The 12,543-nt window shown below is 74.4% G+C and carries 14 protein-coding genes; 7 read left to right on the plus strand and 7 right to left on the minus strand.

Annotation, left to right across the window (positions count from 1 at the left end; translation table 11 throughout):
* Positions 1 to 113: 113 nt before the first annotated feature.
* From ACFYST_RS01935 to ACFYST_RS01950, 4 genes are all read left to right on the plus strand, one after another.
* Positions 114 to 2,363 (plus strand): hypothetical protein, encoded by a 2,250-nt coding sequence (locus ACFYST_RS01935; RefSeq protein ID WP_387859224.1) that lies wholly within the window; start codon positions 114 to 116, stop codon positions 2,361 to 2,363.
* Between the two features lie 87 nt (positions 2,364 to 2,450).
* Positions 2,451 to 2,984 (plus strand): GNAT family N-acetyltransferase, encoded by a 534-nt coding sequence (locus tag ACFYST_RS01940; protein ID WP_387859225.1) that lies wholly within the window; start codon positions 2,451 to 2,453, stop codon positions 2,982 to 2,984.
* A 324-nt stretch (positions 2,985 to 3,308) separates the two neighbouring features.
* On the plus strand, positions 3,309 to 3,566 hold the full coding sequence (locus tag ACFYST_RS01945; protein ID WP_387635726.1) for a hypothetical protein: 258 nt from the start codon (positions 3,309 to 3,311) through the stop codon (positions 3,564 to 3,566).
* A gap of 3 nt (positions 3,567 to 3,569) precedes the next feature.
* Positions 3,570 to 4,061: an acyl-CoA thioesterase gene (locus tag ACFYST_RS01950; protein ID WP_387859227.1), complete on the plus strand. Its 492-nt coding sequence runs from the start codon at positions 3,570 to 3,572 to the stop codon at positions 4,059 to 4,061.
* Positions 4,062 to 4,244: 183 nt separating this feature from the next.
* On the opposite strand, the gene ACFYST_RS01955 is transcribed toward ACFYST_RS01950, so the two are convergent.
* The 5 genes from ACFYST_RS01955 to ACFYST_RS01975 all read right to left on the minus strand — a co-directional run bounded on the left by ACFYST_RS01955 (position 4,245) and on the right by ACFYST_RS01975 (position 7,897).
* A complete protein-coding gene (locus ACFYST_RS01955) occupies positions 4,245 to 4,370 on the minus strand; it encodes a hypothetical protein (protein ID WP_387635721.1) in 126 nt (41 codons plus the stop codon).
* A gap of 48 nt (positions 4,371 to 4,418) precedes the next feature.
* A complete protein-coding gene (locus ACFYST_RS01960) occupies positions 4,419 to 5,783 on the minus strand; it encodes a hypothetical protein (RefSeq protein ID WP_387859229.1) in 1,365 nt (454 codons plus the stop codon).
* 200 nt (positions 5,784 to 5,983) lie between these two features.
* Positions 5,984 to 6,451 carry an SsgA family sporulation/cell division regulator gene (locus ACFYST_RS01965; protein ID WP_387859230.1) on the minus strand — a complete coding sequence of 156 codons (468 nt, stop codon included), beginning with the start codon at positions 6,449 to 6,451 and terminating at the stop codon, positions 5,984 to 5,986.
* The gene (locus ACFYST_RS01970; RefSeq protein ID WP_387859232.1) at positions 6,448 to 6,588 is read right to left on the minus strand and encodes a hypothetical protein; all 141 of its coding nucleotides are present in this window, start codon (positions 6,586 to 6,588) and stop codon (positions 6,448 to 6,450) included. Before ACFYST_RS01970 ends, ACFYST_RS01965 begins: the two co-directional genes overlap by 4 nt.
* A gap of 199 nt (positions 6,589 to 6,787) precedes the next feature.
* Positions 6,788 to 7,897: a hypothetical protein gene (locus ACFYST_RS01975; RefSeq protein WP_387859233.1), complete on the minus strand. Its 1,110-nt coding sequence runs from the start codon at positions 7,895 to 7,897 to the stop codon at positions 6,788 to 6,790.
* Between the two features lie 302 nt (positions 7,898 to 8,199).
* On the opposite strand from ACFYST_RS01975, the gene ACFYST_RS01980 reads away from it, so the two are divergent.
* Positions 8,200 to 8,868, plus strand: coding sequence for a DUF4241 domain-containing protein (locus ACFYST_RS01980; protein WP_387859234.1), 669 nt, complete (start codon positions 8,200 to 8,202; stop codon positions 8,866 to 8,868).
* Between the two features lie 20 nt (positions 8,869 to 8,888).
* On the opposite strand, the gene ACFYST_RS01985 is transcribed toward ACFYST_RS01980, so the two are convergent.
* A complete protein-coding gene (locus ACFYST_RS01985) occupies positions 8,889 to 9,521 on the minus strand; it encodes a DJ-1/PfpI family protein (protein ID WP_387859236.1) in 633 nt (210 codons plus the stop codon).
* A complete protein-coding gene (locus tag ACFYST_RS01990; RefSeq protein ID WP_387859237.1) occupies positions 9,518 to 10,489 on the minus strand; it encodes a GlxA family transcriptional regulator in 972 nt (323 codons plus the stop codon). Before ACFYST_RS01990 ends, ACFYST_RS01985 begins: the two co-directional genes overlap by 4 nt.
* Positions 10,490 to 10,668: 179 nt before the next feature.
* Here ACFYST_RS01990 and ACFYST_RS01995 point away from each other — a divergent pair, with 179 nt between their 5' ends.
* A complete protein-coding gene (locus tag ACFYST_RS01995; protein ID WP_387859238.1) occupies positions 10,669 to 11,757 on the plus strand; it encodes a serine hydrolase domain-containing protein in 1,089 nt (362 codons plus the stop codon).
* A complete protein-coding gene (locus tag ACFYST_RS02000; RefSeq protein WP_387859240.1) occupies positions 11,754 to 12,530 on the plus strand; it encodes a MerR family transcriptional regulator in 777 nt (258 codons plus the stop codon). Before ACFYST_RS01995 ends, ACFYST_RS02000 begins: the two co-directional genes overlap by 4 nt.
* Positions 12,531 to 12,543 lie beyond the last annotated feature (13 nt).

A 12,543-nucleotide genomic window follows, 5' to 3' on the forward strand; every position in this document is an offset into this window, starting at 1 on the left:
GCGCCGGAGATGTACGGGGGACGGGCCACGCCGGGCGCAGCAGCCGCGCCGTGCACGCCACCCCGTGGAGGGGGCCGGCGCACGGGGACGGACACGAAGGACAGCGCGGAACAGTGAACGGCACAGCGGTGGACGACGGCACGCAGGAGCAGGGCGTCAGCATCTGGCGGTACGCCCTCGACGAGGGCGCGGACCCCGCCGGGCGGGTCCCCGTCCATGCGGTGCAGGGCAGTTGGCCGCCCGGCCCGGACGCCGCGTACCGGCCGCACCCGCGCCACCGCCGACCGCTGACCGACCCCGTCCCCGCCGACGCGCCGCCGCCCGGCCTGCCCCCGCTCGGCGCCGGACGCCGGCCCGCCGGGCGCGCCCTGCTGTCCTGGCTGGAGGACACCCGGGGCCCGCGCCTGTGCCGGGTGGCCGGCTCGTCCGGCAGCGGCCGCACCCACCTGCTGACCTGGCTCGCCGCCGCCTGCCCGGCCGACCACCCGCGGCCCGGGCGCCGCGTCCACGCGCTGCTGGACGTCGAGGGGCTGACGGTCCGTTCGGCCACCACCCGGCTCGCCGACCTGCTCGGCCTCACCGCCGGCACCCCCGCCGACCTGCTCGAAGCACTCCAGGACGGCACCCCGCGCACCGTCGTCGTCACCGACCTCGACCGGGCCGGCGGGCCGGACCTGCCCGGCACCCCCGAGCGGATCGCCGCCGAACTGCTCGTCCCGCTGCTGTCCGTCCCCTGGCTGCTGCTGGTCGTCGAGGCCGCCCACGGGCCCGCCGCCGACGAGTTGACCGCCGCCGCCCCCGGCGCCGCCGTCCTCGACCTCGACCAGCCCCAGTGGACCGACCCCGCGAAGTACGCCGACTGGTGCGCCCGCCTGACCGGCCACCAGATCGAGCCCGCCACCACCCATCCCAGCCCCGGACTCGCCCAGCTCGCCGCCCGCACCCCCGGCGCCGTCCTCGACCCCGTCCGGACGCCCGCCGAACGCGCAACCGCCCTCGCCGACACCTGGTGGACGGCTCTCCCCGACGCCGAACGCGGCGCCCTGACCGCCCTGTCCACCGCCGACGGGCCGCTCAGCACCGAACTGTGGGCCACCCTCCCCGGCGCGGGCGGCGAACAGGTCGTCAAATCCGCCGCCGACCTGCTGCCCCCGCCGCCGATGGCCGACCGCTGGCGGCTGCGCCCCGACGAGGTCGCCCACCGGGTCGCCGCCGACCGTCCGCCCGTCGACCACGGCGCCATGATGTGGGAGGTCGCCGGCGGCATCCCCGTCCGCGACGACGGCGGACCCGACCTCGCCGCCAGCGACCCCGAACGCCTCGCACTGCTGCTGCGGCACGCCTCCGCCGCCGACCCGGCCACGCCGATGCTCGACGAACTCGACCTGCTGCTATACGCCGAACCCGCCACCGTCACTGCCGCGTTCCAGCGCGCCGAGGACGCCGGCACCCCCGCCACCCCGCTCGCCGAGGCCTGGCGGCTCGCCGCGCCCGACCGGGCCGCACTCGCCCGCCCCGCCGACCGGGCCGCCGTCCTGCACGCCTGGCTCACCGGCCGCGACGACGCCTCCGCCGCGCACTGCGCCGAACTCGCCGCCGCCCGCTGGCACACCGTCTGGAACCGCCCCGCGCCCGGCCCCTGCATGACCGCGCTCGGCATCGGCCCGCGGACCGGCTCCCTGCTGGTGTTCGACGGCGCCGCACTGCACCTCACCGACCCCGCGACCGGCGAACTCACCTCGTCCGGCGAGCCGTTGACCGAACGCCACCCGCGCGCCCTCACCGCCACCGCGTTCGGCGGCGCGCTACTGCTCGACGCCTCCGGCACGCTGAGCTCTCTCGTGGTGGACGGCGCGGTCGGCGCACCGCCCGGCACCCTCGAAACGCTCGGCCCGTGCACCGCCGTCGCCGGCCACCACGATGCCCTCGTCCTCGGCCACCCCGACGGCTGCACCAGCCACACCACCCTCTCCACCGGCCTCACCCACCGCCCCGAGACCCCGCTGCACGACGGGCCCGTCACCGCGCTCGGCGTCACCGACGCGGACGGCGGCACCCTGGTGGTCAGCGGCGGCGAGGACGGCCGCGTCTGGACTTGGATGCCCGGCCGCCCACCCCTCCCCGCCCCCGTCGACCAGCGCCCCCACCCCGTCACCGCCACCGCCCTCGGCGCCACCCCCGCCGGCCTCCTGCTCGCCGCCGCCTGGTCCGACGGCCTGCTCCGCCTGCGCCGCTGGGGCGAACGCCACCGCGGCGCCGACATCCGCCTCGGCGCCCCCATCCACTCCCTCGCCGTCACCCCCGACGGCCTGGTCATCGCCGCCCTCCCGGAGGCCGTCCTCGCCCTCACCCTGGTGGGGTGACACCCTAGGCCGGCCGCGCCCGCAGTGGGCTCGGGCCGGTAGCAAAAGCGGTTGTCGGAAAGGCGGTTGGTCGGATAGGAAGCATGGATGCTTCGAGGCGAGAAGATCGGGCTGCGGGCCCAGCATGACGAAGACCGGCCGATCCTGCGGCGCGAGCTCTACAACGACGTGCTGCTCTCGGCGCGCTCCGAGGGGCGGCCGTGGCGGCCCGTCCCGGTGGACGGCAAGCCCCCGGAGATGCCGGACGACCCGAGCGTGGTGCACTTCTCCGCGGTCGAGCTGGAGACCGGCACGCTGATCGGGGTGGCGGACCTGTGGGGCATCGACACCCACCACCGGAACGCGCACCTGGGGCTCGGACTGCTGCCGGCCGCCCGCGGCAAGGGCTACGGGACGGACGTGGTCGCCGCGCTGTGCCAGTACGGCTTCACGGTGCGCGGGCTGCAGCGGCTCCAGGTCGACACCCTGGCGGACAACCACGCGATGATCCGGGCCGCCGAGCGCAACGGCTTCGTCCGGGAGGGCACGCTGCGCGCCTCGGCCTGGGTGATGGGCGAGTTCCTGGACCAGGCCGTGCTCGGCCTGCTCGCCCGCGACTGGAAGCCGGCCCCGCGCGCCTGATGGCAGGACGTTTCACCTGATCATGTGATCACCCTATTGTCGCGTGTTTTGGATCATTCCCGGGTGTCGATCACGCCCTCTGGGTTGGTGTACGTACGGTTCGGGAGGTTGGCCACCGCTGAAACAGGGTCTGGTGGAGGGCTGTGTTGAAAGAGTCCGGGAACGCAGCGATCTTCAACCAAACACAGGGAGCCCCACCATGTCCGGCTGCGGGGGGACCGAGTTTGATCACCGGAAGGACCTTGGCGTCAACGGATCCGCCTGTCCTTCCCCTCGGCGGATGAGGCCCTACACACATCAAGTCCGACAGGAAATGAGGAACCGATGACTGAGTACCGTGGCGGGGTCGATCAGGTGGAGAAGGTGTGCGCGGCCCTCGCGGGCCTGCCCGCATCCCAGCGACTCACCGAACTCGAACACCTCTGCCGGCGGACGGAGAAGATTCTCGGCCTCGCCGTCCTGGACACCGCGAGCGAGGTCTACGAACAGGGCGACGACGCCGCGCTGCACCGCTCCCCTTACGCCTACGGCTACCTGCGCCGCACTCTCGGCTTCGGGACCGACCACCGGATGGACGGCTGACCGTTGTACACCTACCTGTGCCGGACCCGCTGGGGCGACATGGACGCCTTCGGACACATCAACAACCTGAAGGTGCTGCAGTACGTACAGGAGGCCGTCTACTGCCTGCTGTACGACGAGAGCGAGGGCCAGGAACTGTTCGAGGACGGCTTCATGATCGCCCGCCATGAGATCGACTACCGCTCGCCGCTCTACCACTGCCCGACCCCGCTGCCCGTGCAGATCTGGGTGGAACGTCTCGGCACGGCGTCCATCGCCACCACCTGCGAGGCGCGCCGCGACGGCGAGCTGGCCTTCGAGGCCCGGACGGTCACCGTGCCGACCGACGCCGGAACCGGCCGCAGCCGGCCGCTGCGCGACGCGGAACGCCGGCACCTGAACCGCTACCGGGTCCGCCCCATCGGACCGCTCTCCACCGTCGCCCCGGTCGGTCGGGTGCCCGTCCCGGCCACCGCCCGCCTCCGGGTTCCCGCGATGGGCGGACGGGCCTCCTGAGAACGCCCCGGGGAGAACCCTTTCTGCCCCGGATCACGACGAAGTCGCGACGAAGCGGGCCGGCCCCGGCCCCGGGCAAGCCGCCCGACCCGGGGCCGGCCCGGGGCCGGCCCGGAGCAGGTGCGGGGCAGGTCCGGGGCCGGTCCGGAGCAGGTTCGGGGCCGGTCCGGAGCCGGTCCGGTCTCAGCGGGACGCAGCCACCGGCGCGGAGTCCTCGGCCGGCGGAGCGTCGGTGCGTTCGTCGGGCGGGGGTGCCTCGGCGGGAGAAGGCGGCGGGCGGAGCAGCGGGTAGTACGAGGGATCGTTCATGCCCCCATTGATCACCCCACCGGCGCGCGGCGGTTCCCGCGGCCCGCGCTAACCACCCAGGCGGGCGAACCGGCCCTCCAGGCGGGAGAGTTGCAGTGCGGTGGCCGGTGAGCGCAGCGCGTCGTGCCGCTCGCGGAAGCTCGTGTACGCCCGCCGGGCCTGGTGGATGTTCCCGGCGTCCAGCTCCAGGTGGGCCAGCTGGAGCAGCGACACCCCGATGGTGCGGTGCTCGCCCGCCGGCCGGGCCCGCAGCGAGGCCCGCAGGTACGACAGCGACAACTCGGTGGCCCGCAACGACCGGTGGACCTGCGCCGCCTGGTACAGCAGGGCCGGCTCCGGGTACCGGTGCGGGCCGCCCTCCGCCACCGACCGGGACGCCCACTGCTGGGCCGCGTCCAGCACCCGCAGCGCCTCGTCGGACTGCCGCAGCCTGGCCGCCGCCACCGCCTGCTGCGCCAGCACGAACGCCCGCACCCCCGGCGCCGCCTCCGACGGCAGGTGCTCGACGGCCGCCTCCGCCAGCCGGGACGCGTACGCCTGGTGGCCCAGCGCCCCCGCCTGGGTGCTCTGGTCACGCAGCGCCATCGCCTGCGCCTGGCCGTCCTGCGCCTCCGCCGCCAGCCGGTACGCGAACCGGTAGTGCCGCTGCGCCTCCCCGTGCCGGTTGTCGTCGGTGTACGTCCGTCCGATCAGGCGCACCAACTGGGAGGCGGCGACCATGAGTTCACGGTGCCGCAGGTCGCCCGCGGAACTGGTCAGCCAGGGCAGCACGTGGTCGCGCAGGTACCCGAGCAGCGGGCTGCGGGCGATCGCGCCGCCGTACCCGTCGTAGTGCCGCGACCCGAACGCCGTCATCTCCCGCACCGCCTCGACCTGCCGCGCCCCCACCCGCTCCGGGCCCGAGCGGCGCAGCACGGGCACGAATCGGGTCAGCGGCGCGGAAGGGACGGGCGGGACGGGCGGGACGGGCGGGACGGGCGCGGTGGGCGCGGCGGGGGGAGAGGTGCGGGGCGAGGGCAGCAGGCGGATTCGGAACAGCGGAGGCTGAAACGTTTCGTCCGCGGACTCCCCGAACTGCGGCCTGGCGTGCAGCCGCCGCAGCCCCGCCAGCGCGTCCACCGGTTCCGGATCGCCGTCCTCACCGGCTTCCGCTCCGACCGGCCGGAGCCCCAGCTCCGCCCGGGACACCGGCCGGCCGAGCCGCCGGGTGAACGCCTCCTCCAGCAACTGCGGCCCCGGATGCCGGGGTTGGGTGCCCGACAGCCAGTGCGCCACCGTCGTCCGGTCGTAGCCGACACCGAACCCGCTCTCCCGGGCCACCTTCTGCAGGGCCGCCGCGAGGGCCGGCCCGTTCCAGCCCGCTTCCGCCATGCGGGCGCGCAGCGCGAGATTGGGTCCACGGACGTGCGGCATCGACAACTCCCAGGGGCGGACCGCCGAGAGGCCGGCCCCCGGATCAACGGTCGGCGTCGGCGTCGGCGGCGAGAACCGGCATGCGGAAACGCCCCCTGTTCAACGCGCGGAACCGGAAATCGGTGCGGCGGGAACGCGGTTCGGTGTCGGCGCCCCGCGCGCCGGGCCCAGGCCGGGCCCAAGTCGGGCTCAAGCCGGGCTCACTCCGGGCGGGTCGGGTTGTCGGGGAGGAGGTGGCGGAGGAGGGCGGTGATGTCCAGGTGGTGGTGTTCGGTTCCCGGCGGGACGACGCGGTGGGAGCGGCGGAGGAAGTCGCGGATCGGGGCGGCGGGGGTGTGCAGGACGGCGGTGTGGCCGGGAGTGGTGAGGGCGATGGCGAGGCGGCCGGGGTCGGTGGGGGAGCGGCGGACCGTGACGTCGCCGAGGCCGGCCCGGCCGTTCAGGCCCTCGGTGAGGAGTTCTCGGCCGAACAGCCAGGTGATGGGCTCGTCGAGGTCGGCGTGGCAGTCCAGGTGCACCGCGTACGGGTCGGTCCGGTAGTAGCGCAGGCGGGCCGGGACGGAGACCCGCAGTCCGGGGCACGGGCGCACGGTGACGTCCAGGAGTTGGACGCAGTCCGGGTCGTCGGCGCGGCGGAGCCAGGTGCTCGGCGTGTTCTGGTGGGTCACCGGGTCTCCCTCGGGTGGTCGGACTCGGGCGGGGTGATGCTCTTGGGGGTCGCGAAGCGGGGCAGCGTGGTCAGGCGGGACCACTCCTGGTCGGTGCGGCCGGGCACGGTGCGGCCGGACTGGTGCCAGAGGGTCACCAGCCCGGCATAGATCGGGGCGTGCTGAATCGTTTCGTCACGAACGCCCGTCGGGGCCAAGGGGTCGGCACTCACGTTCGGGCATAACGATCGAACCCGGGGGCGGTAACGGTGCCCGTCGGTCGAGTGTTCAGGCTGCGGGGGCGTGGGTCGCGGCGACGGCGCGGGCGCGCGGCAAGGGTGCCCGTCGGTCGAGTGTTCAGGCCGCGGGGGCGTGGGTCGCGGCGACGGCGCGGGCGTGGTCGAAGGCGCGGACGGGGTGCGAGGTGGAGGTCCAGGGGTGGGCGCCGCACCAGGGGCCGAGCAGGCGGAACTGCTCCAGGGCGAGCGCGGGTTGCCGGGCGACCAGCGCGAAGTGCGCCAACAGGTGTCGCAGCAGCGGGAGTTGATCGTGCGGCGTCGGAACGGCGTCCAGCGCCGACGCCACGGCGGGCAGCAGCTCGCCCAGCCGGCCCGCGTCCGGGAGACCGTACAGGCCGTGCCGCTGCTCCAGTTCGGTCAGCGCCTGGAGGTACAGCCCGGGCAGCACCGAACCGGCCGGGGCGGTGCGGACCGCCTGTTCGGCGAAGCGCAGCATCTGCGCGTCGCTGCCGTGCCACTTGGCGCACCAGTACTGCATGGCCTGCCAGTGCCCGCCCACGTGGTGCGGGGCGCGTGCCGTCAACTCCTGCCACAGGGCGCGGAATCGGCGGTTGCTCAGCGGGACGCCGCGGGCCGTGGTGACCAGCACCGCCCACGGCCCGGGGTCGTGCGGGTCCAACGCGGCGGCCTCCCGGGCGGCCGTGTTCGCCTCGGCCAGCAGCGACTTGAAGGCGGTCAGATGTTCGGCCGGCACCTGGTGCGCGAGCGCGCTGCCGCGCGCCTCCCAGGCCCGCTGCACCAGCAGCCGGGCGTACACGGTGGTGGCCGCGCACGCCTCGGTGCCGGACTCGCGCCACGCGGTGAGCCACTCGTCGCGCTCGGCCGCCACTCGGGTCAGGAAGTCCAGCCGGGACCACCGTTCGTCCCAGTCCTCCCCGGCCGCCACCACGTACGCCGAGGCCGCCCGCCAGCCGCCGGCCAGGCAGGAGTCGGCCAGCGCCTCCAGCTCCTTGCGCCGCAGCAGCGCCAGCGGCGGGCCCGCGCGCCCCGGGTCCAGCTCCGCGCTCGGTACCAGCCCGTACTGCCTCGGATCGAACCCGTCGGGCGTGGGCGCCACCGGGGGTTGCGCCGGAGCCGGCACCGGTGCCGGTACGGTGCCGCCGCTCCAGCGCCGACGGATCAGCAGCGAGAGCAGCAGGACGGTACCGAACACCAGAGCGGGGGTCATACCGAGAATGATCTCCCACCGGCCGCGGCGCCCGTGCACCGGTCGGACGGGTTCGGTGGCCCGCTGTGGGGGAGACGGGCAGAGGTCGGCCAGCGGGTTGTCGAACGTCTTGGCGGGCATGCGGGCGGCGGCCAGGTCTTCCGGCAGGGCAAGGGAGCCGGCCGTCCGGGCCGTTTCAGGACCGGGTGGGCGGGCGCTACCGTGGGGGCCGCGCGCGGGTGGTGTTCGTCCGATGATCTCTCCGGAACTCCCGTTCGCCTTCCGGTCCCTGAGCGACGAGTGCGACGAGAGCGAGCCCCCTGATGCCCCTTGCGGCCCCCGATGTGGCGCGACTGTTCACTCCGGGCAGCCAGTACGACTGCGGGCACGACCGCACCGCCACCGTGGTCGCGCTGCCCGAAGCGGTGCTGGCGCTGCCCACCGGCCGGCTGGTGGCGTGCGATCCGGTGATCGGACTGGTGGACGAGAACGAGCCGTTCCTCGCCGTCGCGCCGCCGGGCAGCTACCCCGTCACGCTCGCCGTGGTCGAGGTGCGCAACGCGTACGGCCCCGGCTCCTCGGACACCCGGATCGCCGCCGCCCTGCTGCGGGTCGGCGACCGGCCGGCGGTGCGGTGGGAGCTGGCGCTGAGCGAGGGCCAGGACGAACACCGGCTCGGCCCGGGCGACTTCTTCGGGTACGGCGTGGACGCGGGCAGCGGCTGCTTCCTGGACGCGTCCGCCGTCGGCCCGATCGGCGAACTGGTCGAGCAGGACGCCGACCCGGTCGTCGACGCCATTCACGACGCCGGCCCCCGCCCGGCCACCGTCACTGATCCGGCGAGCGGCCACACCATGGTGGCGTTCACCACCGGCTGGGGCGACGGCCACTACCCGACCTGGGTGGGCCGTGACGCCGACGGTCAAGTCACCGGATTCGTCAGCGAGTTCTTCGTCGTCCCGCAGCCCGGGCGCGGCCCCGCCGAAGGGTGACCGGGCCCGGGCCGGGGCTTTTAGTTGGGGGCGGCGAACTGGGCGCGCACGGCGTCGAGCACGGTCGGCGGGGCGGTCCTGACGGAGCCCGCGGTGTACGGCGGCTGCGGGTCGTACTCGGTCAGCAACTGGATGCCCTGCGCGGTCGCGTCGTCGTGGATCCGGCCGGCCAGGTGCAGGCCCAGGTCGATGCCGGACGAGACGCCCGCGGCGGTCGCGTACTTGCCGTCGAACACCACCCGCTCCTCGACCGGCTCGGCACCGAACGCGGCCAGCGCCTGCGGCAGGAACCAGTGGGTGGTGGCGCGGCGGCCGGTGAGCAGCCCGGCGGCGGCCAGCAGGAGCGAGCCGGTGCAGACCGAGGTGGTCCAGGTGGTGGTGGCGTCGACGGCCCGCAGCCACTCCAGCACCTCGGGCTTCGCCTGCTGCGCCGTCGAGCCCGGCCCGCCGGGGACGAGCAGCAGGTCGGCGGAGGTGACTTCGTCCAGGGCGGCGTCGGCGGTGAGCGCGAGGCTGCCCAGGTCGGCGCGGACCGGGCCGCGCCGGTCGGCGGCGAACACCACCTCGGCGCCGGGCATCCGGGCCAGGATCTCGTACGGGCCGACGGCGTCCAGCGCGGTGAAGCGGTCGTAGAGCAGGATGGCGATCTTCATCGGGTGCCTCTCTGTGGTGGGCTGACGTTCCGTGAAGGTGCGGCGCGAAAGCGGCGGCGGTAGTCGAGCGGGCTGACGGCCAGCGTGCGGGCGAAGGCGCGGCGCATGGCCTCCGGGTTGCGGTAGCCGCTGAGACGGGCGACCTGTTCGATGCCGTCGTCGCTGTCCTCCAGCCGGCGGCGGGCCACCTCCAGCCGCACGCCGTCCACGTAGCGGCCGGGGGTGGTGCCGGTCTCGGCGGCGAACACCCGGGCGAACTGGCGCGGCGACAGCGCGGCGCGGCGGGCCAGGGCCTCGACGGACAGGTCGGCGTCCGGGTGCTCGGTGATCCAGCGCTGCACGTCGCGCAGCGGCTGCCGGACGGCGAGTTGGGCGGCCAGCTGGGTGGAGAACTGCGCCTGGCCGCCCGGCCGTCGCAGGAACATCACCAGGTGCCGGGCGATGCCGAGGGCCAGTTCGCGCCCGACGTCCTCCTCGACCAGAGCGAGCGCCAGATCGATGCCCGCCGTCACCCCGGCGGAGGTGGCCACCCGCCCGTCCCGGACGTGGATCGGGTCCGGCTCGACGGTGACGTCCGGGAACCGGCGGGCCAGTTCCGCGCTGTGCGACCAGTGCGTGGTGGCCCGGCGCCCGGACAGCAGCCCCGCCTCGGCGAGCAGGAACGCGCCCGTGCAGACGGACGCGATCCGCTCCGCCCCGCCTGCCAACTCCGCGATCCTGGCGACGAGTTCGGGCGCGGGCCGACGGGTGCCCGGGCCGCCCGGGACGATCAGGGTGTGCGGGGCGGCCGCGTGTGCGAGGTCCTCGTCGGGCAGCAGACACAGCCCGCTGCCCGTCCGCACCGGAAGCCCGCCGGGCGAGGCGGTGCGGATCCGGTAGCCGGCCGCCGAGAGTACTTCCAGCGGGCCGGTGACATCGAGGCTCTGCACCCCGTCGAAGAGCACGAAGAGCACGCTGCGATCGGCCATGTCCCCACCCTCGCAAGTGCTTACGGCGACAGCAATGACGGATACCCCACCTTTTCTGCCATGCCCGTTGTGGCTGTGAGCCGGGTCACGGTTGAGGTTGACCTCGGGTCAGGGTGGAGGCTCGTCGCATCGGCAGGGGGCGCCGACTTGGGTGCCACGAAGCGAAGGAGTCAACCAGTATGTCCAGCAACGGTTTTGTCGATCGTCCGGAGCTTCGGGGGACGATCGAGGAGCTGGTCGAGGCCGGCTTCCTCGGGATCCAGCTCCGGGTGAACGACGAGCGGGGCGAGTGGGTCGGAAGCGCCGGCGTCCGCGAGTTGGGGCGGAGCGCCGCGCCGCTGGTCGACGGGCACTTCCGGATCGGCAGCAGCACCAAGAGCTTCGTCGCGACGCTGGCGCTGATGCTGGTGGCCGAGGGCCGGCTCGGCCTGGACGACCCGGCCGCCCGCCACCTGTCCGGGTTCGGACTCGACCGGCGGATCACGGTGCGGATGCTGCTGCAGCACACCAGCGGGATCTTCAACCACACCGGCGAGCGCTACGAGGACGGGACGATCGTGCTCGGCGTCCCCTGGCAGGGCAAGGAGTGGGTGGACGGCCGCTTCCGGACGTACCCGCCCGAGGAGTTGGTGCGGCTGTCGCTGTCAAAGCCGTTGCGGTTCACGCCCGGTGAGGGGTGGAGTTACTCCAACACCAACTACGTGCTGGCCCGCCTGATCACCGAGAAGGTCACCGGACGCACCTTCGCGGAGGAGTTGCGGCGGCTGATCCTGAGCCCACTGGGCATGACCGGCACCATCGCCCCGGGCAGTTCGCCGGAGCTCCCCGAGCCGCACAACCACAGCTACTACCGCTACGCGGACGCCGGGCAGGAGCGGACCGTCGACGTCACCCGGCAGAACCCGTCCTGGGTCGGCGCCGGTGGCGACATGATCTCGACCACCCGGGACCTGCACACGTACTTCTCCGCGCTGATGGGCGGCCGGCTCCTGCCGGCCGGGCTGCTGGCCGAGATGCGCGCGCCGGAGGCGACCGTCGGCTACGGGCTGGGGGTGTTCGCGCAGCAGACGGAGAGCGGCACCGTCTTCCACCACAACGGCGCCACCATGGGCTCGGCGGCGCTGATGTACGGCACGGCCGACGGCAGCACCACCCTCACCGCCGGACTGACCTGGGTGGACGACGCCGACCTCGCGATCGCGCCGGCCTTCCAGGCCGCCCAACAGCGGCTCGTGGAACGGGTGTTCTGCGGCACACTGGGCCGATGACGAGCGGAGTGACGATCGGGCAGGCGGCGGCGTTCGTCGGCATCACGGTCAAGACGGTGCGGCACTATCACAAGCTCGGCCTGGTCGCGGAGCCGGAACGGGACAGCTCCGGCTACCGACGGTACGGGTCAGGGGAGTTGCTGCAACTGGTGCAGGTGCGGACGCTGGCCGCCGCGGGCGTGCCGCTGGCCGAGATCGGGCCGATGCTGACCGCCGAAGCCGCGCAGTTCGGCGCCACGCTCGCCGACGTCGGGAGGCAACTCGCCGCGCGAATCGACGAGTTGGTCACCCGCCGTGACACGCTGCACCGGCTCGCCGACGGCGATCGCGCCCTGCTGCCCGACCGCGCCTGTTCCGTCCTGGAGTCGATGCGCGAACTCGGCCTCGACCCCGACTACGTGGCCGCGCAACGCGAAGCCCTGGTGCTGGCCCGGGCGTTGGTGCCGGAGGGCTTCGAGGGATTCCTCGCCCAGCTCGAACGCGGCCTGGACGACCCCGAGTTCGTCCGCCTCACCAAGCTCGGCTGGGAGGCCGAGGCCTGGGACGCGGACGATCCGAGGATCGAGGAACTCGCCACCGCCCTGGCCGCCCGCTACCTCGCCAACCCCGCACTGCTGGGCGACCCGGCCAGCCTGCGGGCCTGGGCGAAGGCCTCGGCCCAGTACCGGCTGATCAACCACCACCGCGAGGACCGGGCGCCGGTCGCGGCCCGGCTGACCGCACTCACCGAGGCCAAACTCCGCGCGGCGGGCGTGCCCATGCCGCAGCGGTGAACCGCGAAGCGGT

Origin of the sequence: Kitasatospora sp. NPDC004614, assembly GCF_042873675.1 — a bacterium.
GTDB lineage: Bacteria > Actinomycetota > Actinomycetes > Streptomycetales > Streptomycetaceae > Kitasatospora.